This is a genomic window from Pontibacter aquaedesilientis (genome assembly GCF_014773225.1).
GTDB lineage: Bacteria > Bacteroidota > Bacteroidia > Cytophagales > Hymenobacteraceae > Pontibacter > Pontibacter aquaedesilientis.
Genome location: NZ_JACXAJ010000002.1, coordinates 463,192 through 484,103 on the forward strand (window position 1 = coordinate 463,192; position 20,912 = coordinate 484,103).

General features: G+C 51.2%; 22 protein-coding genes and 1 tRNA gene. 10 read left to right on the forward strand and 13 right to left on the reverse strand.

All coding sequences use genetic code 11. The features are described from left to right. Positions 1-8: 8 nt before the first annotated feature. From H9Q13_RS07020 to thpR, 8 genes are all read right to left on the reverse strand, one after another. Positions 9-1,478 carry a sodium:solute symporter gene (locus tag H9Q13_RS07020; protein ID WP_191183051.1) on the reverse strand — a complete coding sequence of 490 codons (1,470 nt, stop codon included), beginning with the start codon at positions 1,476-1,478 and terminating at the stop codon, positions 9-11. A gap of 52 nt (positions 1,479-1,530) precedes the next feature. Further along, the gene (locus H9Q13_RS07025) at positions 1,531-2,547 is read right to left on the reverse strand and encodes an MBL fold metallo-hydrolase (RefSeq protein WP_191183052.1); all 1,017 of its coding nucleotides are present in this window, start codon (positions 2,545-2,547) and stop codon (positions 1,531-1,533) included. A 166-nt stretch (positions 2,548-2,713) separates the two neighbouring features. Continuing rightward, the gene (locus H9Q13_RS07030) at positions 2,714-3,373 is read right to left on the reverse strand and encodes a TonB-dependent receptor (protein WP_191183053.1); all 660 of its coding nucleotides are present in this window, start codon (positions 3,371-3,373) and stop codon (positions 2,714-2,716) included. Positions 3,374-3,481: 108 nt separating this feature from the next. Beyond that, positions 3,482-3,985 (reverse strand): cytochrome c-type biogenesis protein, encoded by a 504-nt coding sequence (locus H9Q13_RS07035; RefSeq protein ID WP_191183054.1) that lies wholly within the window; start codon positions 3,983-3,985, stop codon positions 3,482-3,484. Positions 3,986-3,987: 2 nt separating this feature from the next. Continuing rightward, the gene (locus H9Q13_RS07040) at positions 3,988-5,823 is read right to left on the reverse strand and encodes a M61 family metallopeptidase (RefSeq protein WP_191183055.1); all 1,836 of its coding nucleotides are present in this window, start codon (positions 5,821-5,823) and stop codon (positions 3,988-3,990) included. A 60-nt stretch (positions 5,824-5,883) separates the two neighbouring features. Next, on the reverse strand, positions 5,884-6,528 hold the full coding sequence (locus H9Q13_RS07045; protein WP_191183056.1) for a class I SAM-dependent methyltransferase: 645 nt from the start codon (positions 6,526-6,528) through the stop codon (positions 5,884-5,886). 17 nt (positions 6,529-6,545) lie between these two features. Beyond that, entirely contained in the window at positions 6,546-7,037 is a 492-nt protein-coding gene (locus H9Q13_RS07050) for a CinA family protein (RefSeq protein WP_191183057.1), read from the reverse strand. A gap of 33 nt (positions 7,038-7,070) precedes the next feature. Then, positions 7,071-7,634: an RNA 2',3'-cyclic phosphodiesterase gene (thpR, locus tag H9Q13_RS07055; protein ID WP_224744131.1), complete on the reverse strand. Its 564-nt coding sequence runs from the start codon at positions 7,632-7,634 to the stop codon at positions 7,071-7,073. A 105-nt stretch (positions 7,635-7,739) separates the two neighbouring features. Between thpR and H9Q13_RS07060 the strand changes: the two genes are divergently transcribed. Both H9Q13_RS07060 and H9Q13_RS07065 read left to right on the forward strand, forming a co-directional pair. Beyond that, a complete protein-coding gene (locus H9Q13_RS07060; RefSeq protein ID WP_191183059.1) occupies positions 7,740-8,447 on the forward strand; it encodes a phosphatase PAP2 family protein in 708 nt (235 codons plus the stop codon). 125 nt (positions 8,448-8,572) lie between these two features. Beyond that, a tRNA-Leu gene (locus H9Q13_RS07065) sits at positions 8,573-8,654 on the forward strand. A gap of 65 nt (positions 8,655-8,719) precedes the next feature. Here the strand turns inward: H9Q13_RS07065 and H9Q13_RS07070 are convergent. Continuing rightward, positions 8,720-9,643, reverse strand: a complete 924-nt coding sequence (locus tag H9Q13_RS07070) for a lysylphosphatidylglycerol synthase transmembrane domain-containing protein (protein ID WP_191183060.1) — start codon at positions 9,641-9,643, stop codon at positions 8,720-8,722. 242 nt (positions 9,644-9,885) lie between these two features. Here H9Q13_RS07070 and H9Q13_RS07075 point away from each other — a divergent pair, with 242 nt between their 5' ends. The 3 genes from H9Q13_RS07075 (at position 9,886) to H9Q13_RS07085 (ending at position 13,765) form a co-directional block, all read left to right on the forward strand. Then, the gene (locus H9Q13_RS07075) at positions 9,886-10,581 is read left to right on the forward strand and encodes a phosphatase PAP2 family protein (RefSeq protein WP_191183061.1); all 696 of its coding nucleotides are present in this window, start codon (positions 9,886-9,888) and stop codon (positions 10,579-10,581) included. Positions 10,582-10,894: 313 nt separating this feature from the next. After that, complete coding sequence (locus tag H9Q13_RS07080; protein ID WP_191183062.1) at positions 10,895-12,766, forward strand: tetratricopeptide repeat protein; 1,872 nt, start codon at positions 10,895-10,897, stop codon at positions 12,764-12,766. Positions 12,767-12,775: 9 nt separating this feature from the next. Continuing rightward, positions 12,776-13,765, forward strand: coding sequence for a tetratricopeptide repeat protein (locus H9Q13_RS07085; RefSeq protein WP_191183063.1), 990 nt, complete (start codon positions 12,776-12,778; stop codon positions 13,763-13,765). A gap of 84 nt (positions 13,766-13,849) precedes the next feature. Here H9Q13_RS07085 and H9Q13_RS07090 read toward each other — a convergent pair whose 3' ends face one another. After that, the gene (locus H9Q13_RS07090) at positions 13,850-14,155 is read right to left on the reverse strand and encodes a GIY-YIG nuclease family protein (RefSeq protein ID WP_191183064.1); all 306 of its coding nucleotides are present in this window, start codon (positions 14,153-14,155) and stop codon (positions 13,850-13,852) included. Between the two features lie 242 nt (positions 14,156-14,397). Between H9Q13_RS07090 and H9Q13_RS07095 the strand changes: the two genes are divergently transcribed. Next, a complete protein-coding gene (locus tag H9Q13_RS07095; protein ID WP_191183065.1) occupies positions 14,398-14,961 on the forward strand; it encodes a phosphoglycerate mutase family protein in 564 nt (187 codons plus the stop codon). Positions 14,962-14,999: 38 nt separating this feature from the next. Here H9Q13_RS07095 and H9Q13_RS07100 read toward each other — a convergent pair whose 3' ends face one another. Both H9Q13_RS07100 and H9Q13_RS07105 read right to left on the reverse strand, forming a co-directional pair. Next, a complete protein-coding gene (locus tag H9Q13_RS07100) occupies positions 15,000-15,443 on the reverse strand; it encodes an RDD family protein (RefSeq protein ID WP_224744132.1) in 444 nt (147 codons plus the stop codon). Between the two features lie 87 nt (positions 15,444-15,530). Beyond that, complete coding sequence (locus H9Q13_RS07105; RefSeq protein WP_191183066.1) at positions 15,531-16,031, reverse strand: methylated-DNA--[protein]-cysteine S-methyltransferase; 501 nt, start codon at positions 16,029-16,031, stop codon at positions 15,531-15,533. A gap of 367 nt (positions 16,032-16,398) precedes the next feature. On the opposite strand from H9Q13_RS07105, the gene H9Q13_RS07110 reads away from it, so the two are divergent. The 4 genes from H9Q13_RS07110 to H9Q13_RS07125 all read left to right on the forward strand — a co-directional run bounded on the left by H9Q13_RS07110 (position 16,399) and on the right by H9Q13_RS07125 (position 19,823). After that, on the forward strand, positions 16,399-16,848 hold the full coding sequence (locus tag H9Q13_RS07110) for a MarR family winged helix-turn-helix transcriptional regulator (RefSeq protein WP_191183067.1): 450 nt from the start codon (positions 16,399-16,401) through the stop codon (positions 16,846-16,848). Positions 16,849-17,023: 175 nt separating this feature from the next. Then, positions 17,024-17,674 carry a YceI family protein gene (locus tag H9Q13_RS07115; RefSeq protein ID WP_191183068.1) on the forward strand — a complete coding sequence of 217 codons (651 nt, stop codon included), beginning with the start codon at positions 17,024-17,026 and terminating at the stop codon, positions 17,672-17,674. 433 nt (positions 17,675-18,107) lie between these two features. Continuing rightward, complete coding sequence (locus H9Q13_RS07120) at positions 18,108-18,770, forward strand: YceI family protein (RefSeq protein ID WP_191183069.1); 663 nt, start codon at positions 18,108-18,110, stop codon at positions 18,768-18,770. A 288-nt stretch (positions 18,771-19,058) separates the two neighbouring features. Further along, the gene (locus H9Q13_RS07125) at positions 19,059-19,823 is read left to right on the forward strand and encodes a DUF6503 family protein (protein WP_191183070.1); all 765 of its coding nucleotides are present in this window, start codon (positions 19,059-19,061) and stop codon (positions 19,821-19,823) included. 178 nt (positions 19,824-20,001) lie between these two features. On the opposite strand, the gene H9Q13_RS07130 is transcribed toward H9Q13_RS07125, so the two are convergent. Further along, the gene (locus H9Q13_RS07130; protein ID WP_191183071.1) at positions 20,002-20,907 is read right to left on the reverse strand and encodes a flavin reductase family protein; all 906 of its coding nucleotides are present in this window, start codon (positions 20,905-20,907) and stop codon (positions 20,002-20,004) included. Between the last annotated feature and the right edge of the window lie 5 nt (positions 20,908-20,912).

Here is a 20,912-nt window from a genome sequence, read left to right on the forward strand (position 1 = left end):
GCCTATACCTACTTGCTGCGCTCTTCTAATTCCAACGCTGTCTTTTTGGCCGATATAGCATAAAGCCCCACAAAAGTCAGAAGTCCGTTCAAAATCAATACCTCAAAACCGAATTGGTAACCGTAGAACCAGGCAGCGGAGTTGGCGCTGATGAGGTAGGTGAGGAGCGGGGCCACGATACAAATGGCCGGTACATACCTATCGCGCACGACACGGCGGGTATACAGGCCGAAGGTATAGAGCCCCAGCAGCGGCCCGTAGGTATAGCCGGCCACCTGCAACACGGTCGCGATCAGGCTTTGGCTGTTGAGGGCATCCACAGCCAGGATGACAAGTGCCATCAGGACCGAGAAGCCAATGTGCACGATGTACCGCAAGCGCACCCGCTCGTGCTCGCTTCTTTCCTTAAAGTTGAGAAAGTCTACGCAGAAGGAGGTCGTAAGCGAGGTCAGGGCGGAGTCGGCGGAGGCATAGGCGATGGCGATAATGCCCAGGATGAAAGCAATGCCGACTATAGCCGGAAAGTGGTTCAAGGCCAGGAAAGGAAACACATCATCGCCGCGCTCCGGCAGGGCGATGCCTTTGGAGGAGGCGTACAGGTATAGCAACGCCCCCAGCGACAAAAACATGACATTGACCACTACCAAGATCACACTGAACCAGAACATGTTTTTCTGTGCCTCGCCAATGTTGCGGCAGCTCAGGTTCTTCTGCATCATATCCTGATCCAGTCCGGTCATCACGATGGTGATAAAAGCGCCTGCGAAGAATTGCTTCAGAAAATACTTGTTGTCTTTAAAATCCCAGTTGAAAACACCGGCATAATCGCTGGCAGATATCGTCTCGACCATCCCTTGAAAGCTTAAGGTCAATTCATCTGAAACCACCCAAATGCTGATGCCCACCGCCAGCAGCATGGCCGTGGTCTGGAAGGTATCGGTCCAGATGATGGTTTTCATGCCGCCCCGGAAGGTATAAGCCCAGATGAGCAGGATGGTAATGCCCACTGTTACCGAAAATGGAATGCCCATGGCATCGAACACGGCCAGTTGCAGCACGCTGGCCACCAAAAACAGGCGGATGGCAGAGCCCAACGTGCGGGAAAGCAGGAAAAAGGCTGCCCCCGTTTTGTAGGACCAGAAACCAAAACGCTGCTCCAGGTAGGTATAGATCGAAACCAGGTTGAGGCGATAATAAAGTGGCAGCAGCACCGTAGCGATCACCATGTAACCGGCCAGGTAGCCCAGCACCAATTGCATGTAGGAAAACTGCAGGTCGCGCACCATACCCGGCACCGAAACAAAAGTAACGCCCGACAAAGTAGCGCCGATCATCCCGAATGCCACCACATACCAGGGCGATTTCCGGTTGGCCAGGAAAAAGGTATCGGAGTCGGTGCTCTTGCCGGTGAGTAAAGAGATGAGGATGAGGATAGCAAAGTAGCCGATGATCAGGCTAAGAATAAGCGTTGCAGACATGTGGGTTGCGGTCGTATGGCCGCAAAGATAACACAGTGTGCCGGTTTTCGGACTATACCAAATCGCGCAACAACACCTGCTCCCCAATAGCAGGTATACGCAGGCCCTGTACCATACCTGCCGCCGCTATCTGCTCCAAAAGTCGCACGGGTTCGCCGGCTGGCTCGTCGGACAGGTCGTAGGTGCCGTAGTGCATCGGTATAAACGCGCCGCCGCGCAGCACATTGTAGGCCCGCACCGCCTCATGCGGATTCAAATGGCTCTTTTGCATCAGAAAACTCGGGCGGTAAGCGCCTACCGGCATCAGGCAGACATCCATGGGGCCGAAAAGGGATTCGATCTCCTCAAAGTGCCCGTTGTAGCCCGTGTCGCCGGCAAAGTAGAGCTGCATGGTGGGTGTCTTGATGAGGAAGCTTCCCCACAATACTTTGTTCATATCGAAAGCGCCACGTCGGTGCCAGTGTGATGCCGGCAGGAAGTAAATCGCTATACCTTCCGGGGTAAGGTCGTATTTCTGGTACCAGCCGGCTTCCTGGTAAGGAAGATGCGGCTCGGCGCTGCGTAGTAAATCACCAGCTTGCAGTGGTGCAAGGGCTTTTAGGTCGGGGTTGTGCTGGAAGATCGTTTTGATGGATCTGTCGTCGAGATGGTCGCGGTGCCCGTGCGAGAGTAGCAGGTAGTCTATGCCTGTCAGTTTATCAGGGCGACAGGGCAAACCCACCCGGCGCTTGAGCATGGGCAGGTCGAAAAGCACCGGATCCGTCAGGAAAGTGACGCCGTTCACCCGGATGAAAAAACTGGAGTGCCCCAGCCAGACCACCATATCCTCCGGGGAGGAAACGAAGTCACAGCCATAGGTAACGCGTGGCACAAAGCGATCGGCTTTTTTCTCCTCCCGCTGCGGGTTGCGGGAAAACTTCCAACGGAGCACGTTGCTCAATTCCGGTGTATACAGCTCGGTGCCGTTCATGAACTGACCATCCACTGTTTTGTTGCCACGGAAGTCAGGTTTCACCACTTCCAGCTTCTCGTTTTTCAGATGTCGTACCGTCTTGTTCTTCTGCCTCAAAATCTGATGAAGGTTGTTTTCAGGAAATATAAACACATTAACGCAGCTTTAAGTTGAAGCGTGTGCTGAAATTTGAGAAAAATCCGATTAGGGGAAATAAAAAGCGCCTCTCCATTTCTGGAAAGGCGCTTTTTAATGATCTATGTAGGATCTAATCCGATGTGTATTAGTACCAGAACGCGCCGCTTCTGCCAAAAGAAGCCGGTTGGGAGAAAGGCCCATAAAAAGGTGAAGCGCCATCGGAGTAGCGCATGCCACCGGTCACGGAGAAATGGTCTGTTATCTTATAAGTGGCCCGGAAATCCATGCCTTGTCGGCCTGGCGTCATGAAGTTGGAATAGGCCGGGTTTTGTGCCGGAATGTTCGAAAAGTCCTTCCAAACGCTTCCACTCAGGATTAGGCGGTTGTTCACCAGGTAATCGGCCCCGGCGTGCATGATGAAATGACTGCTCGGGCTGGTGCGGCGCATGATGGTGCCGCCCTCTGGAGTGACATCGGTATACTGCTGCGACATCACCGATAGATAAGTCATGCTACTGAAAACCCGTAGGCGAGGGCTCACCTGGTAACGCACGGTTGGCTCGAGATAAGTCGCCCCGAACCCATTGCCGAAGCTTGCGCCAGCCGAAAGGCTGTAACTGATCCGGTTTGAAGGCATGACCAGCATCGACGGCTTCGACTCCGCTTGCGGTGCCGGCTGCTCCTGCAGCGCAGGCGTTGGCGCAGCCTCCAGGCTGGCTTTCTGCTGGCCTTCCGAGGTCTGTGCTATAGCGGTGCCGGCAAAAAGCAGGCTGCAGCCTAATAAGGTGGTTATAAATATTTTCACGAGAAAAAAACGTCTAGTGTTGGTCGTACTAAGGTAGTGCTCAATTGCTTCAATAGCAAGCCGGGTATACCTTTCCAAACGGTGGGCCAAGGCTTTTGTTGTCAGCCGCTATACCTTGTGCTTTGGATTAGCCGCAGGTAGCACCCTTTTGGAAAAGGCCAGCCAGAAACTCAGTCCTAGCAAAAGCAGGTAATTCAAGGTATAGGCGGTTGCCGCCGAATCGGAGACAAGCCTGCCGGGTGCAAAGAGCAGCCCCTTTAGCAGCAGGTGGTTCAAAAGCCCCGTCAGTCCTAACAATAAGGCCATACCTGCCACGGCCAGTGTGTTCAGGTGGCTGTACTTTTTCCGTCGGTTGGCTATAAAGGATAGAGCCACCCCAAAAAGAGCCCCTGCAAAAGGAGCCGCCCACAGCACCAGGTTAAAGTTACGCAACCGTTTCGTGTCTACTCCAAATTGGAGCGCACTTTCCGTGAAAGCGGCCGTATCCTCTGTTTCCAGGTATAGCCCGGCCAGCGGCAAATCATAAATGTAGCCCAGCGCTACAAAGGCATAAGAAGCCAGCAGCAGCACCAGCAGTTGAAGCAGAATGACTTTCCAATTGAAGTGCTCCATCCCTATTTTGCCTTGCTCCCGAGCCAGGCCTGACGAAACTGCTGCATGGCGGGTGTCAATTCTCTGTCAGCCGTTTCAAAAAGCACCACCTCCAGTTCTGGCAATTCCTCCAGTATGATGGTGGCTGCTCTGGTTTCGCCTTGGCGGCTGAATGTGATGGGCACACTGTGCGCAGGCTGCAGTCGGCGCATGATTTTGTCCAGGTCTTTGGCGCTGGTCACTTTTTTGCCATTCAGCGTCAGGATCGTGTCGCCCCGGTTGATGCCCGCTTTGTACAGTGGTGACGTGACCCAGGTGCCGCTCAGAAGTTTTGCGCCTTCCTTGCTGTATTCCAGGTTCACGGGCCCCATGCTCGGTTTACCCGGACTGGCTTTGCGCAACTGCAAGCCGGCCTCTGTCAGCAGTTTGGCATAGTCTGGCAATTCGCTCCCGAAAACATAGCGCCGGAAGAAGTCGGCGGCCCAGGTACTGTCTTTGGTGACTTCGGCTAGAGTCTGCTCCAGGTCCGCCATGGTATAGGGCTTCTCTGGTTTGCCGAATTTCTGCCAGAGCGCCTGCATGTAGTTATCCAGGGTGGTGTTGAAGTCGCGGCGTAGCGTCAGGTCGAGCCCCAGCCCGAGCACGCTGCCATAGGTATAGTAGGAGATGAAGGTATTGTGCCGGTTATGCGGGTCTACGGAGCGGGCCGCATCCACAAACGGGGCCTGCTTGCTCATCTCCACCAGGCTGTGGTAGTGCCTTCCGGGCGACAGCAGCACATAATTCAGGTCGCCTGCCAGGTCGCCGGCGTATTTTTTTGCGTCGAAAATCCCGCTGCGGTGCATGGTCAGGTCGCCGTAGTAGGAGGTAAAACCCTCGGCCAGCCACAGTGCCTCCGACATGTTGGCCTGCTGAAAGTCAAACGGCTCCAGGCTTTTCGGGCGCAGGCGCTCGACGTTCCAGGCATGGAAAAACTCATGCGACACCGTGTTGAGGAGGGCAGGCATGGACGTGGCCAGCGAACGTGAACTGGTGACAATGGTCGAGTTGCGGTGCTCCATGCCATCGCCTGCCGCCTGCGGCATGTAGCAGCCAATGAAGGTATAGCGGCCAAAGTCGAAGTCCGGCAGTTCGCCGAAAACGGCCTGTTGCTCAGCCACGATCTGCTTTGTCTTGGCGACATACTCCTCAAACTGGGCTTTGGTGCCCTTGTGATGCAAGGTTACCTGTATGGTCTTGTCCTTTCCTTTGTCCTTCACTACCCATTCCGCGAAATCGAAATTGCTGAGTTCGGTTGGGCTGTCCATCAGGTACTGGAAGTCAGGGGCCGTGAATGTGGAGTCAGAAGTTGGCTTAAGTTGTGTGGCGATTTTCCAGTTGCTTCCTTTTGGAATACGGAAGGTGACGTTGGCCGGTGCCTTCTCGAACCCTTTGGCATAGAGCAGCGTGGCCGGCATGTTGAGGTGGGCGTGTGTTTCGTCTATCCCGGTATAAGTGCCGTCGGCGTGGTCGCCGAACAAGGTATAGCTGACCGTGACTTCACCACCCTGATGGCCCGTTACCTCCCACTGATGCGGAGTAGAGCGGTTGATCGGCAGTTGGTTTCCCTTGCTGTCGGTAGCCTTCACGCTGTACACATTCTTGGCAAATTCATGCAGGGCGTAGCGGCCCGGCGAACTGCGGGGCATCAGTACCTGCAGCGTGTCCGTGGCTATACCTGAGAATTTGACTTTGACCTGCGCTTCGTGATGGACGGCATTCGGGAAAGAGAGGTGATAGCTGACCTGTTGCTGAGCCAGGAGGGGTGAGTATGAGAGGGAAAAGGTGGCGATTAGGGCACCCAAAAGTCTTTTGGACATATGCTTTGAAAGTGGTTCGGCTATTAAAAGTATAGAAATTCTGCTTCCTGTGCAACGTGGCTATGCCTTCTGGTATACCTTGGCCTGCACCATGCCTTTGTAAAACGGAGCCGATTGCAACTCCTGTAACTGTAGTCTTTCGAAATGCTTTCGAAAATCAGGAAGCCGGGTCGCTTTTACTTCGCTCAACAATCCGAAGAAGGTATACATGCTCTTCAGAAGAAGGCGCTGCCAGATGAGAGCAGGGGTTTGTACAGGCCAGAAATCAGAAAATAGCCAGAGTCCATTTGGAGTCAGGCAGGTATAGAGACGGTCCATGAGGTGCTGCAACCGCTGTTCCGGAAAAAGGTCAAGCAGGAAAGGCGTCAGGATCACGTCGAATTTCTCGTCGGCTGTCAGGCTGTCTTCGTTTCCCAGCCGGAATGTAACAGCGGACTTGCTTAAAGCCGGGTTGCGGCCTATACGCTGCTTCGCCATTTGCAGCATTTTCGGAGCGTTCTCCAGGTAGGTAACAGCTATACCTGGCCGGAGCTGCAGCAATTGTTCCAGAAGCCAGCCGGAACCTCCGCCAATCAGCAGGACACGTGCCTGCGCAGGTATAGCGTCCAGGTGTGCCAGTTGGGCCCGACGCAGTTCGTTGCCGAACACCAGCCGTGCAAGGCTGTCGTAGAGGGGAGCAATGGGGTCGAAATTGGTGTCATTCACCCTGCAAAATTAACACCCTACCGGTCATAATGCTCCTCCACGATTCCCTTCAGTTTCTCAAAAACGTAATCGGTGAGCTGTTTGCGTATGCTGAGGCTGTTGCCCTCGAACACTTCCCGAAATTCTTCGGCTTTGCCGTCGTAGAGAATGGAAACGAACATGGTACCTACGGGCTTTTCGGCGTTTTCGGAGCCGCCTTCGCCAGCCAGCCCGGTGGTGGCAACGCTGATGTCGGCATCAAGTGCTTTTTTCAGGCCCATCACCATCTCGTTTGTCACCTGCTGCGACTCGGCGGTATACAGGTCCAGCGTGGCCTGCTTTACACCCAGCAACTTTTTCTTCGCTTCCGGTTGGTATACCACCAGACTGCCAATGAGGACGTCACTACTTCCTTTGGCTTTTACCATTTCGGAGGCCAGCATGCCCGCCGTGCAGCTTTCTGCAAAGGCAACCGTCAGGCCTTTGTCTTTCAATAGCATGGTTAGCTCCGTGAGCTCAGTTTGGTTCATCGTTCTAGCTGTGGTGAGAAAAATAAGTGCTTATCATACTGTTTTCGCTTCGGGCTGGTTGCCGCTGAGTGGGTAACTGTGCAAAATGCTGTAGTGCGGATGGGGCGATCCCAGTTCTGAATGCCACACGGCGATTTCGTTTACTTGCAGCGTTACAGGACCGTCCGGAAGAATAGCCTCCAGGTTGCGGGGAGCTGGGCGGTCCTTGCGGAAACGTGACAGGGTGATATGCGGGATAGCCTCCCGGTTCAACGGCGGTGCTGAGGATAGCGCCAGCGTCAGGCTCTTACTTAGTTGAGCAAAGGGTTCGCTGCTTTCAAACCGGGCCCAAATCAGGCGCGGGGACCTGGGTTTGGGCCCTGGCTCTATTGCGGTAAGCTGCAACTCAAACGGGGCAAACTGCCGGGCGATGTGTGCCGTCACCTCCCGGATAGCGTCTAACCTTTCGGCAGGGACGTTGCCAATAAAATAGAGCGTGAGATGGAGGTTTTCTTCCGGAACCTGGCGAATGGATTCGTCCTTGTAGTGGCTCGACTGCGTGGTCAGGTAGTCTTTCAATTCTTCTGGTAGCGGTGCCGCTATAAATAGTCTGGTCATGTTCCCCATCTGATCATCTGTTTATACCTGTATGCCTCCGAATACGTAATTGCTACACAGGCGTATAATTCAGCCTGAGAGTAGAACTTAGCAGCAAACAGATACATGATACGACACTATTACAGAAAACTGGCGGCAGGCTTCGCACTCTTTACACTGGAGCTAATCTTCGTTATGGCGATATTCCTGGCTTGTGTGCTGGTTTTCCTCTACGTGAGTGCAGAAGTAGCCACGGCTGCAGGCCCCTTGAAATTTGATGAATCCGCTTTTGCCCTGGCCGCAGACGTCCAAAGCACCGGCTTCACGCAGTTCATCGAGTTTATCACCTTTTTTGCGTCCCGGCACTTTATGACCGCGGCAGGCCTGATGCTCATTGCGTATTTCCTTTTCGTGCGCCGGCACAAATGGTATTCGCTCAAAGTGCCAGTGGTGGCGCTCGGCAGCATCTCGCTCAACCTGGTGCTCAAGTTCTTTTTCGATCGGCAGCGCCCGGACATGCCGCTGGTCGATGCCTCGGGCCTCAGCTTCCCGAGCGGACACTCCATGGTTGCGGCTTCCTTCTACAGTCTGCTCATATACCTGGTCTGGCACCATGTGCAATCCAAGCCGCTGCGCCACTTTCTGGTCGCGCTGCTGGTTATTTTTATTTTGCTCATCGGATTCAGCAGGATCTACCTGCGGGTGCATTTTGCAACAGATGTGGTGGCTGGATTTGCCGCTGGCATTCTGTGGGTTATCGTCGGGATTGGGGCCTTGCGCCGCCTCGAACGCTATACCCGAAAAGAGGTGGCTCCGGTAGTAGAGGAAGATTAATTGGTATTGAATGAAATTTTTTTTGGGGCAGGCTCTTGCAGATAAAAAATTCTGTCCTACCTTTGCAATCCCAATCTACAAGGGTTAAAGGGTTTTGGGAAACACATTTTGAATTAATACCAGCTGCGCACGTGGCGAAATTGGTAGACGTGCAGGTCTCAGAAGCCTGTGCCTTCGGGTGTGGGAGTTCGAGTCTCCCCGTGCGCACTTATCCAAAATGTAAAAAAGGCCAGCTGCAAAGCTGGCCTTTTTTGTTTTCAAGCTACCGGTTTTCAGGTGTTCCGCACAGGCGCAAGCTCTTCTTTTTCTGTCTCCGGTTTCTTTTTTCCAGGTATAAGGCTGAACTCCTTCGAGCTGAAAACAAAGTATACCCCTCCCAAAGCCACCACAGCCGACACCAGGTAGAAAGTCAGACTCAAGGTAACAGCTAGGTTTTTATCCATCTGCAATAGGCTGGCGGCTAGCACGAAGACATACTCCCGCGCCCCGAGCCCGCCGACGGAGAGGGGGAAAATGGCGACCAGCGACGAAACCAGGAAGGTAAGCAGGTAGGGCAGGTAATTCCCTTCAAAGTTTAGCGCCATCAGGATCAGCATCACCGTGGCCACCTGCAGCGCCTGCACGAGCAGTGCTTTTAGGTGCGCTGCCAGGGCGGTCGACAACGCTATACCTGATAATCTGATTGACACAAATAAATACATGAGGGTACCTGTCCCTAAAGTCGTCAGGATTAAAATAGGAGAGCGTGCAATCTCAGGTATAAAGATCAGGAACAGCGCCGCAAGGCAGGATAGCGCCCAAAGGCCGCTCAGGCGGTCCAGGAAAATGGCCGCAAGCAATGTTCTGGTAGAGAAGTTGAATTTGCTGCTCAGCAGGTATATTTTATAGCCATCCCCGCCAATTCCTCCCGGCAAAAACAGGTTGTAGAACATGCCGAGCAGATAAAGTTTCAGGTTATACTTAAAAGTGAGGTCAATCCCTTTGGCCCGAAAGAAGCCCAGCAGCCGGAACGAGGAAACTATTTGGGAACAGAAAAAGGTGAAAACAGCCAGCAACAGGTAGAGCGGCTCGCTTTGCCGGTACACACCCTTCACTTCCTCCAGCTCTATTTTCTGAGAAACGAAGTAAAGCAAGCTGCCTGTCACCACTAGTTTGAGGGGTGTTTTCAGCACATCCCATACCTGCTTTTTATCCATGCTTTTTCACGTTTAGGCCATTGTCTGACATGCGCAAGTCTCCTTTCCTACTCTCATACAAATCTGCCGGTTAAGGAAAAGTGGTTATGCCTGATCATTTTTCTGATGGTATTCATTAAATGATTTAATTAAATATATGAATAGTGCTCATAACTCCAACGTAATGCTGACCCGGAAGTTTGTGATTTCAACGGCAGCCATGCATTGTCCGTAAAGCAATCCGTCATACCTGAAGTTACCATATGAAACGCCTGACCAAACGCTTTCTGGAGTTACTGGCCTTATTGTCGGCAGAGGTAATTATCATCGGGCTGGCCTTTGTTTTTTGCCTGTTCTTATTCAGCTACATGGCCCGGGAGGTGTTCATTCTACGCGACAGTACTTTCGACAATGCCCTGTTTCGCTATGCGGCGACGCATCAATCGGATGGTATGACCAGTTTTATGCGTGGCGTTTCCTTTTTTGCCTCGGCTGAGTACCTGCTGGTGGCACCCCCATTGCTGGTCCTGGTATTGGCCTGGTTTCACAAGCTGCGGTGGTACGGACTCAAAGTACTGCTGATCGCCTTTACCAGTAGTATGCTCAACCAGTTGCTGAAACGGCTTTTTGAAAGACCTCGGCCCGAAACAGCCATGCTGGAGCAGTCGGGACTTAGTTTCCCGAGCGGCCACGCCATGATCGGCGGCTCCTTTTATGGTCTGCTGATCTACATTATCTGGAGGGAGGTAAAAACACCCTTCTGGCGTTGGCTGTGGATCAGTCTGCTGACACTGCTGATTCTGCTCATCGGGTATAGCCGCATCTACCTCAACGTGCACTATGCCACCGATGTGCTGGCCGGTTATGCCATGGGCATCCTCTGGCTGCTCCTGGCTATCTTCCTGATGAAAAAGCTGGAAAAGCTTTACATGGCGAAGCAGATAAAGTTAAAAAGTTAGAAAGTTTGGAAGTTAGAAAGTTGAAAGGGCTGGTAAGTACAGGTCATAACCTGTCCGAATCGAGCACTGACGAAATTGTCTGAATCAGGATTAACAGGATTAAGGGATTTACCAGATTTTTTAAATTTATTATTTAGGATTTTCAATCCTGAAAATCTTTAAATCCTGTAAATCCTTGGGGCAGGGGCCCTATGTATAGATTCAGACAATTAGCATTCCATCTCCCATGATCTTTCCTCGAGTCTGCGGCAATTTTGAATTCAAAGGGTATTGCGGTATTTTCGGGTAATCAACAGCCTGACGCTCCAGCACCATGACCCGACTGCTTTCCATTTGCTATACCTTGATTTTACTGGCTATACCTGCACTGGCGCAGCATCCTGATCAGATAGCGGAGATCCGAAGCAGATTGGAGCAGGAACGTAAACAGGTACGTGAATCGAAAGATCTATCGGTGCATGAAAGAGCGAACCGCATGTTGGAGCTAGGGATGTGGGAAGAAGCGGAAACCCTTATAGGCAAGGGGCCGCAGAACCCACAGGTGAAACTGGCCAAAGCACGTCTGGCTATACATCAGAACGAATACCAGGCAGCCGAGGCACTGGTGCAGAATGTCCTGAAGCAACTGCCAGATGAGCGGGAGGCGCTCCTTTTGAAAAGCAAGCTGCAGGTTCAGGCCTGGCAACTGCCCGAGGCACTGGCTACCGTTAACAGGCTATTGCAGAAGAACCCACAGGATGAAGCCGCGACACTGGCGGCGGGGCGCATTCTGATGCTTCAAAAGAAATACAACGAGGCACTGGCCCAGGCGATAAAAGTGCAGCGCTGGAACCCGAATAATGCCGAGGCTTACTTACTGGAGTCGGATGTGCTTTTCTGGGACCAGAAGCCTGAGGAGGCAGTAAAGCCGCTGGTGACCAGCCTGACGTTAGCTCCTTTCCATGCCGATGCCCGTTTCAACTACGGTTATGCCATCTGGCGGCGTGTAGACGCCACGCAGCTCAATGCTATGGCCGCGCAATGGGAACTGGCGCTAGAGTTGAACCCCTTGCATTACGTCACGCATTGGCATTGGGGCAACGGCCATACCAACCTCACCTATGCCGACTATGCCCAGTTCGAAGATGAGCAAGTAAGGGCCGCGCTAAAACCTGCCGACCAATTGATTTCCCAGAGCAAATTGCAGCAGGCATTGGCTGAGATCCGGAAAGTACAGCAGCAATACCCAACTTCGGTGTTGCCGGATATGCTGCGCGGTTTTGCCTATTACATGGCTTTCGACCTACCCCGTCATCCCCGGCTGGACTCAGCGCAGGTTATTTTTCAGCGCATCCTCCAAAAGAAGAAGCACTACGGCCCGGCACACAACGCATTGGCTGCCGTGATCAAGCAAAAGCAATTGGTATACCTGGCCGCTTACGATTCGCTTACACAGGTGATCCAAAATACGAAGATCACAGACCCGACCAACTTTGCCCGTGTGTTCCCGGATGTGACCTACTATCCGGGCGAGACAGTCAAGAAAATGGTCTGGTCGCAGCTATACGCCAGCACAGTATATTTCCCGTTTCTATCCAGACAGGGAGAAAAGTTCGTGATTCCGCCGTTGCACCAGGATCTGGCCATTGCCATGAACTCACCCTTTTTTCGGCAGGCTACCACCTTCGATAACCGCCAGTGGATGGACATTCGGGGGGTGGGAAGCGGTGCTGCTGCCATAGAGTACGTGATTCGAGGTGCCTACCTGGAGCGCAATGTCGTGTTGCATGAGTACGTGCACTTGTTCCATGGCCGTGTATTCACCGACGCCGAGAACCGGGAAGTGCGCCGGCTGTATAACAAGGCTATGAAAGGGGGCCGTACCCTCGACTATTATTCTGCCAACAACGAGCACGAGTACCTGGCCCAGACCTATCCGGCCTATTTCGAACCGGTGAAAGTGCACCCGCTCAACCATAAATCCATTAACACTACCGCCGATCTGAAGGCAAAAGACCCCGAGCTCTATACCTTCCTGGACCAATTGGTGCAACGGCAAAAGGCCTATTTGGTTGGCGATAAGCAAGCCATGGCCAGCAACTGGGCACAGGTATACCTCAACCTGGCAGAGCGGGAAATCCGTGGTCAGGATTATGTGAAGGCTGCCGCCAACCTAGACTCCGCCCTCACCTGGGATGCGGCTTAGCAACCGGCCATGCTGGCATACGCTGCCCTGCGCCAGCGGCAACTGGACTTTGCAGGTGCAAGAGACTGGCTCAGCAAAGCGAAAGCAGTGAACAAAAGTTACGCACCGATTTATGTGGCAGAGGCCGAACTGTTGGAAGCCCGACGGCGTGCCGGAAAAATGACGCGTCGTCGTGCTGTGTTGGAACAGGGGCTGCTCTATGACAAGGCCCTGTTGCTTGAAAATGACCTGCTCACCCGAGCCCGCATCCAGGAGGCGTTCAGGGAGTTTTATGCCAGCTACGGGATGTTGCCCGAAGCCGTGAGAGTGGCAGCGGACTATGTACGGGAAGCGCCATCGGTATCGACCTACCTGCGTGACAGACGGGACGAGGCGCAGGCCTATGCCAGCTGGCTGCGCGGCACTGCCGGCCCTTCGCCAGAGGCAGAGCGTACGTTGGCCGCACAGGTGGCCCGCAAACCGCAGCACTATGACCTGCGCCAACAACATGCCGAGGTACTGGCGACGCAGGGCAAATACAAAGAAGCCATAGCCACCCTGGAAGAAGCGCAGCGCATTCTGACTGCCGCCGGTACACCGCGTCCCGGCTATATGGTGCGCCTGGCAAACTGGCATTTACATCTGGGTAATCCCGAGGCGGCTCGCTCCGTGCTGGCGCCTTTGCTCACCGGAAAAGCCAAAGCAAGGGGAGAGGCCTACTTGCTAGCCAGGGTATACGCCCGATTAGGTGAAACAGAAAAGGCCATGGAAGAGCTCCGAAAACAGCCCGTGCAGGATACCCCGGCCCAGTCAGCCGATTTCCTGTACGCATCGGCTAAGGTATGGGAATCCCAAAACGAGCTGAAACGTGCTCGCAAAGCCTACGAAGCAGCCCTGCGTGCAAACCCATACCTGTACGAAGCCCGCCAAAGCCTGGCCCAGCTACTGATAAAGAAGGGGAAAACAAGCACCACCGAAAAGCTGATAGCAGAAGGCATAGACCTGGCTTACCGGATATAAAGTTTGAAATATGATTTCAAGTTGATTGTCATTTCGAATGCAATGAGAAATCTGGGTAAATTAAGGATTTGTAACTGACTAGTTCTAGTAATCCTCAACATCATCATTAAGTGGTATCCAATTTGGATTAAAGCTGATAATTAATTCTTCTTTTTTACTTCTGCTCCATTTTTTTAACTGTTTCTCTCGTGCAATAGCATGTTCAACATAAGTGAAGCGTTCAAAGTAAACCAGATTATAACAGTAATATCTGCCAGCAAAAGTTCTTGGATTACCAGCATTCAAAACATGTTCACTCATTCTGCGCGGTAAATCATTAGACATACCAGTATATAAAGTGCTTCTTTTAGGGTTAGTAGTAATATAAACGTAGTAATTTCGGGATATCATGGATACTCATACTCTGGTTAGATCAACAAACCAGAAAATGAACGGGGAAGTTTAAAATTTAAGGGGCAAAATTTTAACAATATTCAGATTTCTCATTGCATTCGAAATGACAGAATCGCTATTGAATGTTATCGTTTTAGCATCACAACTAGTACTACGGAAGATCAGATACTGTACAGCCCGTGTTAAAATATTTTATATATTTACTCTGCGCTTTAACTAAAACCTAACTAACTCTTTACATGAAACATTATTTACGCTTTCCTTTATTGCTATTGCTTTTGGTGGGGTCGTTATTTGCCTGTCGCCCGAATACCGCTGACAGTGATGTGACGGCGGCAGCCGAGCAGAAAGTAGCAGTACCAACCACGGTATACCTTGTCCGTCATGCCGAGAAAGATATCTCCAACCCATCTGACGAGAACCCTGACCTGACCCTGGCTGGCAAGGCACGGGCGGAGGCCCTCCGAAGTCTGTTGGATGGCGAGCAGGTGCATGCGCTTTACGCGACTAAATACATCCGGACCATCAATACACTGAAGCCGCTGGCCGAAGACCGGGCGCTGGAGATCCGGCAGTATGGCGGGCACGATTTCAACGGCATCAGAGAAAAGTTGCTGCAGGAGCACAGAGGGCAAACTGTTGTCATTGCCGGTCATTCGAACACGCTGTTGCCGATGATCGAGGCCTTGGGAGCCAAACGACCAGTAAGCGATATCGCCGACAGCGAATACAACTACGTTTTCAAACTGACCATAGATCCGGAAAACAAAACGACTGTAGAGCTTAACCAGTTTGGAGGCTGATCTTCAGTAAGTCAATGTTACCATAACCCCATCTGGCCTTAGTCAGTTGGGGTTTTTAATACCTGGGTCCCGGCTACTTTATCATGAAACAGCTGGGTATAGGGGGAAAGGGAATTGGTGATATATCGCAACAGGTATATAAAGATACCGATTGGCCTCAGTGCATACCGTAACGATGCACATGCAAAGGAGATACGGTCTTTGGTCTCGCTGGTCACCCGCAATTCCAGCAATTGCTTGCCTATGGTGGCTTGCCAGGATGAGCTTTCCAGACCGGCGAAGTAAAGCCACCCCAACAAGAGGTGCAACAGCCGCTCACCTTTGAAAAGCCATGCCTGCTCATCGCTGCTGACCGTAAAATATTCGATGATGCCGATCGTGAGCATAAGCAGTAGTGCGTCAAGGCAAAAAGCGACGGCACGTGCGCCTAAGTTGGCCACTTGTTCTTTGTTTTTTGCCTTGTGTATTGAAATCTGCATCATAAAAGGGCAGCAATTAACAAAAGCTGCTACTCTTCTATACTACAGAAAGTTGGGTAGGTTGCAGTATTTTAGTGGTAATTGGTACTTTTAAAAGAGGGAAAACTGGGAGACAGGTTTTAAAACCCCTTCATACCGCAGCAACCACTCTTTTCGCCACAGCCCACCGGCATAGCCCGTCAGGCTTCCATCGCTGCCGATTACCCGGTGGCACGGCACAATAATGCAGATCGGGTTGCGGCCATTGGCAGCCCCAACAGCGCGTATAGCTTTCTCCCCCGACACCGCCCTGGCCACTGACAGGTAGCTTTCTGTTTTGCCATAAGGTATACGCTGCAACTGTTGCCATACCTGGTTTTGAAACGCAGTACCTACCGGACAAAGCATAAGGTCAAAGTCTTTTCGGCTTCCCGCAAAATACTCCTCCAGTTGTTGCACACATGCACGTAAGCAGTCAGGTATATGTGTTGCAGCTACTCGCTCCTCAGACTCTTCACAGAATTTTACTTCGGTTATACCTTGATCGGTGCCGCTGATGCGGAGCCAGCCAAGTGGGGTTTCCAAAGCGGTGGTATGTGTGGTTATGGCCATACCGAAAGATAAGGTATAGCGACTTCAAAAGCTAGTGTCCGGTAAACTGCCAGTCAAACTTGGTCAGTAGGAGCGGCAACCCACTGGCAAACAGTTGAGGGCATTATGCCTCAAGCCAGCTGACCTACTGGTATAGGTTTATCAGTTAGGAAGATCCTGTAACATTGTAGCCTTTGATATTGCTATCGGATGTATTTCGCCTTCGATTAGAGCATGCAAAGCAAGATGGTCATGTCTATCTTTCTCAGAAAATAAAAAATATAATGGAATCATGTGAGTGTATTAAATGTATGTACATATATTTGCAAATGGCGTAAGCCCCATGTTTTTCCAGAAGAGGTATAGTCAGCCGCTTAGGCTACCAAATATGAAAATAGAAGAAGAGATAAAGCAGCCGGTCTTTAAGAGCCCTTATCAGAAGGCTTATATTAACTTGGTGTATACTGCCGGACGTGTGCAGCAGGAGCAAAGCGCCCAGTTTAAACAGTACGGCGTTACTTTGCCCCAATATAACATCCTGCGCATTCTGCGCGGACAATACCCCAAGCCGGCCACCGTTAGCCTGTTGATAGAGCGTATGCTCGACAAAACCTCCAACGCATCCCGCATCGTGGACAAGCTGGTTGCCAAGGAGTTGGTTACACGCCACCAATGCCCCAACGATAGAAGGACCGTAGATGTGCTGATCACCGAAAAGGGATTGGCACTGCTAAAGGAAATGGATGAGTTGGAAGGAGGCAAAGGTACCGGCATCACCCGGCTCTCAGAAGAAGAAGCCCTTGAACTAAGCCGCCTGCTCGATAAAGTGAGATCGTAATTTGTGTGGATCAGGATTTTAAGATTGACACAATTGATCTCCTAGATAATTAATTTTAAAAATCTGGTAAATCCTTTAATCCTGTAAATCCTGATTCAGACAGTTTAAACCATTTAGCAATTTAACCATCCAACAATTAACAATTAGCAATCAACCATTTAACAATAAACTCATTATGAAAAAGACCGCTATCCTGGCTACATGCGCTGCGGCGCTAACGCTAACTGCCTTTACGGGCAACCAGAATCAAATGCCTGCCCCGACCGAAGTAGCAGCACCTGCTAAAGGCCGGGTTTACAAAGTAGAGACAGCTGCCAGCGAAATAAAGTGGCATGCCAAAAAAGTGACTGGCGAACACATGGGCGACATCACCCTGAAAAGCGGTCAGTTGAGCGTAGACAAGAACAAAGTAACCGGAGGTAACTTCGTAATCGATATGACTTCACTCACGGTTACAGATATCAAGGACGAGGGTTCTAACGGAAAATTGGTTGGTCACCTCAAGTCGGATGACTTCTTTAGCGTGGAGAAGCACCCGACCGCTACCTTCACCATCACGGGATTATCGCCAATCGCCAAAGCAGCAGCCGGACAGCCAAACTACAACGTGAAAGGCAACCTGACAATCAAGGGCATCACCAACCCGGTGACGTTCCCGGCAACTATCACCGTGAAAGATGGCGTAGCCACTGCCAAAGCTGATGTCACCGTTGACCGCACCAAATACGACATCCGCTACCGTTCTACAAATTTCTTCGAAAACCTGGGCGACAAGGCTATTTATGATGAGTTTACGGTCAGCCTGAATGTGAAGGCGAAGATGTAATTGCCTGAATCACTTTACCCAAGCCCTTCCCTGAAAACAGGGGAGGGCTTTTTGTTTATACCGGGTCCAACCACCCCTAGCCCCTCCTTATCTAAGGCGGGGAATCTGCTATTGCTACTTGCTATTATTAAGTTTGATAGTAACTCTAAACGGTTGTCGGGTTAATGAAGAGTAAGATGAACTATATTCAAAAGTAATAGGAGAGTAGTGAGTAAAATTCCCCGCCTTAGGCAAGGAGGGGCTAGGGGTGGTTGGACACAATGCTAAGAATAATTCATACTTCCCTGGAACCAAATTTATTTTGAACCATGTTTGTACAATAAATGTATATACATTAGATTTGCAGAAAATTAACTGGAATAGTTTGGTAAGGACTTTAGGCCAGCTCAAGCTAATCCAGTGAAAAAGAACTTAACAAATAATTGATAATCACATGAAAAAGACCGCAATTCTGGCTTCGATGGCCGCAGCACTATTCTTCACTGCTTGCAGTGACAACACGTCAACCACTACTGAAACCAACGCCATCTCTACTGAGACAGTAGATGCTGCTGAAGGGGAGGCTTATGCCGTTATTCCCGCTGAAAGTGAACTGACGTGGAATGGTAAGAAAGTAGGCGGTGAGCACACTGGTAACATTAACCTCCAGAATGGTCAGCTGCTCGTAGCAGACAACGAGGTAGTAGGCGGTGAGTTCACCATCGACATGAACTCTATTACAAACACCGACCTAACAGACGCCAAGTATAACAGCGACCTGGTAGGCCACCTGAAGTCTGACGACTTTTTTGGCGTGGAGCAGCACCCAACCGCCACATTCAAGATCAACCGCATCAGCCCGATCGCTGACGCCGCAGCCGGGCAGCCTAATTATAACGTAGAAGGCGATCTGACAGTGAAAGGTAAAACTCACCCTGTAAGCTTTCCGGCTACGGTGACCGTAGAGAACGGAATAGCCTCCGCCAAAGGCGAAGTTATCGTAGATCGTGCCAAGTATGATGTGCGCTACGGTTCCAAGAGCTTCTTCGATAACCTGGGCGACAAAGTGATCGACGATAACTTCACTGTCTCGCTTGATATTACAGCGAAGAAGTAATTACCTCCCCCTAGCCCCCTCCTAAAAACAGGAGGGGGTTTTTTTGTTTTCGTACTGGGGCCAACCACTCCTAGCCCCTCCTTATCTAAGGAGGGGAATTTTACATACTATCCATACCGTCTTTGCTTTTAGTAAATCTAATTCGTTAGTGGCCTAATAATCGATGAATAGTAACTATGAAATTTAATGATAGTCTTCTGCAATGGCAGATTCCCCGCCTTAGACAAGGAGGGGTTAGGGGTGGTTGGATACATTTCGTAACTTGCCTCGCAAATAAACAGCAACACCATGAACCTTCTCAAATCCTCTATTCTTCTATACCTGACAATCTTTCTATTGTTAACAACCTCTTGCCAGCAGGAAAAACAGCCTGACGCGCAGAAGATCGTGGATGAGGCGATTGCGGCGCATGGCGGGGAGCGCTATGAGAAGAGTGCGGTAAGCTTTACCTTACGCGACCGGCAATACCGTGCTTTGCGCGATGGCGGGGTTTTCGTATATAGCCGCACCTTTACGGACTCTACCGGACAAGAAGTGCGCGATGAGTTTCGCAATAGTGGTTTCAGCCGGACTGTTAACGGCACAGAGGTAGAATTACCTGAAGAGAAGCAGAAAGCTTATACTGCTTCCGTAAATTCCGTGATCTATTTTGCGCTGCTGCCCTATGCCCTCAACGACGATGCAGTTCGGAAAGAGTACCTGGGCGAAACCGCTATAAAAGGTGAGCCATACCATAAAGTGAAAGTGACTTTTGCACAGGAAGGCGGTGGTGAAGGCTACCAGGATGTATACATTTATTGGTTTCACAAACAAAACCATACCATGGATTACCTCGCGTACTCATTCCAGGAAAACGACGGCGGCACACGCTTCCGGGAAGCCATTAATCCACGCACTGTCGGTGGTATTCTCTTTCAGGATTATGTAAACTATACCTTAAAAGAGCAGGATCTTCCGTTGGAAGGCTACGACCGCGCCTTCGAAGCAGGCAAGCTTGAGAAGGTGTCGGATATAAAGTTAGAAAGTTTAGAAGTTAGAGAGTTAGAAAGTTAAGGTTTGTAGGGACAGGTCTTGCAATAATTCTTGGTCATACTGGACATCCCCCTGCTCCCTTCAAAGGGGGACATTTTCTCGTAACGTGATTCAATAATTATATACGCATTGTGAGTGTCCCCCTTTGAAGGGGGCAGGTGTATGATAATCTTGCGATAATCATACACCCAACAACCATTTAACCATTTAATAATTCAACCATTAACAAAACCTTCCACGCTTCCTGCACCTGGTTGCCTTCCAGTAACTTCTTGCCCAACAACTCTAACTCCTGATTTAACTGGGCTTTATTATCCTTGTACTTCTGTAAGGTATAGCGCACCAGCGGATCACACTTGAAAGCTTCAACTTCTTCTGCCGTAGGAATGACCTCTGTGTTTCCGAGTCGTGCCAGGTTGTTTCCTGTCAAGATGTTGCTGTTGCGGATGAAGGCCGGGATCTGATCCACGCCGACGCCTTTGTTGCGGACTGGCTTGGGTAGCTCAAAAATACAGTCACCGTTGGCCCGCAGGTAGTAGTCTCCGCCCATACGAGCGACTGCATCTAATTTGTAGGGACTGATGCGGCCTTCCTCATCCAGTACATCCTCGCTCACATGCAGGAGCAGCACCTCGCAGATCACCAGGTTGCCTGCACCGCCCTCCGGCCCGAGGCTGATCACCTCGTTTACCCGGCACTCCATGGTTACTGGCGCCTCCTTCACGCGCGGGGGCTTCACCATCACCGAAGGCTCCGGCGTTAGCCCGGACTTGATGAACTCGTTGATGCCCTTGTCATACTCGGTGCTGGCCAGCGACATCTGCTCCACAATGTCGTAATTGCAGATGTTGATGACCACCTCTTTGGTGTTGATCACATTCTCCAAGGTATGCTTGCTGGTGTTGTCGCGCACGCGTCGGGCAGGGGAGAAGACCACAATCGGCGGCTTGGCGCTGAAAACGTTGAAGAAACTGAATGGGCTTAGGTTCACATTCCCTTCCCCGTCCATGGTGCTGGCAAAAGCGATGGGGCGCGGCGCGATGGCGCCGAGTAGTAAAGCGTGAACTTCTGCTGTTTTCGTTTCCTTCGGGTTGATGGTTTTCATGGTAT

Coding starts and splice junctions, on each gene's coding strand:
- H9Q13_RS07020 (WP_191183051.1), bottom strand. CDS start 1,478: ATGTCTGCAACGCTTATTCTTAGCCTGATCATCGGCTACTTTGCTATC.
- H9Q13_RS07035 (WP_191183054.1), bottom strand. CDS start 3,985: ATGGAGCACTTCAATTGGAAAGTCATTCTGCTTCAACTGCTGGTGCTG.
- H9Q13_RS07040 (WP_191183055.1), bottom strand. CDS start 5,823: ATGTCCAAAAGACTTTTGGGTGCCCTAATCGCCACCTTTTCCCTCTCA.
- H9Q13_RS07050 (WP_191183057.1), bottom strand. CDS start 7,037: ATGAACCAAACTGAGCTCACGGAGCTAACCATGCTATTGAAAGACAAA.
- thpR (WP_224744131.1), bottom strand. CDS start 7,634: ATGACCAGACTATTTATAGCGGCACCGCTACCAGAAGAATTGAAAGAC.
- H9Q13_RS07060 (WP_191183059.1), top strand. CDS start 7,740: ATGATACGACACTATTACAGAAAACTGGCGGCAGGCTTCGCACTCTTT.
- H9Q13_RS07070 (WP_191183060.1), bottom strand. CDS start 9,643: ATGGATAAAAAGCAGGTATGGGATGTGCTGAAAACACCCCTCAAACTA.
- H9Q13_RS07075 (WP_191183061.1), top strand. CDS start 9,886: ATGAAACGCCTGACCAAACGCTTTCTGGAGTTACTGGCCTTATTGTCG.
- H9Q13_RS07080 (WP_191183062.1), top strand. CDS start 10,895: ATGACCCGACTGCTTTCCATTTGCTATACCTTGATTTTACTGGCTATA.
- H9Q13_RS07085 (WP_191183063.1), top strand. CDS start 12,776: ATGCTGGCATACGCTGCCCTGCGCCAGCGGCAACTGGACTTTGCAGGT.
- H9Q13_RS07090 (WP_191183064.1), bottom strand. CDS start 14,155: ATGATATCCCGAAATTACTACGTTTATATTACTACTAACCCTAAAAGA.
- H9Q13_RS07095 (WP_191183065.1), top strand. CDS start 14,398: ATGAAACATTATTTACGCTTTCCTTTATTGCTATTGCTTTTGGTGGGG.
- H9Q13_RS07100 (WP_224744132.1), bottom strand. CDS start 15,443: ATGATGCAGATTTCAATACACAAGGCAAAAAACAAAGAACAAGTGGCC.
- H9Q13_RS07105 (WP_191183066.1), bottom strand. CDS start 16,031: ATGGCCATAACCACACATACCACCGCTTTGGAAACCCCACTTGGCTGG.
- H9Q13_RS07110 (WP_191183067.1), top strand. CDS start 16,399: ATGAAAATAGAAGAAGAGATAAAGCAGCCGGTCTTTAAGAGCCCTTAT.
- H9Q13_RS07115 (WP_191183068.1), top strand. CDS start 17,024: ATGAAAAAGACCGCTATCCTGGCTACATGCGCTGCGGCGCTAACGCTA.
- H9Q13_RS07120 (WP_191183069.1), top strand. CDS start 18,108: ATGAAAAAGACCGCAATTCTGGCTTCGATGGCCGCAGCACTATTCTTC.
- H9Q13_RS07125 (WP_191183070.1), top strand. CDS start 19,059: ATGAACCTTCTCAAATCCTCTATTCTTCTATACCTGACAATCTTTCTA.
- H9Q13_RS07130 (WP_191183071.1), bottom strand. CDS start 20,907: ATGAAAACCATCAACCCGAAGGAAACGAAAACAGCAGAAGTTCACGCT.